The following is a 405-nucleotide window of genomic DNA, read 5'->3' as shown; positions in this document are numbered from 1 at the left end:
TGCTCCCTGCGCGCCCGCTACGAAGGGGACATCGATGCCCTTGCCCGGCGTGTCGCCATTCCTGAAACCCCGGCATCACCCAGTGAACCCAGGGATGCGCCGCCGCCTGGGATTGACCCGAAAACCTGGGAGTTATTCAGCAGCAGCCGGGATCGTTCCGAACTGGCCCAGACCTTCAGCACGGTCAATGCCTTGCGCATGCATATGACGGAATACTATCTGTCCGGTGGCACCTGGCCAGACAGCCTGACGGATATGGGGGTGGCCCAGGAGCAGGTGACCGGCAAACGCATAAAGCGGGCGTATCTACTGGATGGTGGCATGTTGAAACTGGAGCTGGCGGGCCGTCTGGATGGCCATCAGCTAACCACCTGGCCGGTGGAAGGGGGCATGCAGCGTATTGAG

General features: G+C 61.7%; 1 pseudogene. It reads left to right on the top strand.

The features are described from left to right. Positions 1-405: pseudogene (locus tag A3730_RS31500) on the top strand (hypothetical protein); the annotation flags it as partial.

The sequence above is a fragment of the Alcanivorax sp. HI0044 genome, assembly GCF_001634945.1.
Note: the sequence above shows the minus strand (reverse complement) of the source record. Positions and strands in the feature narration are given on the sequence as shown.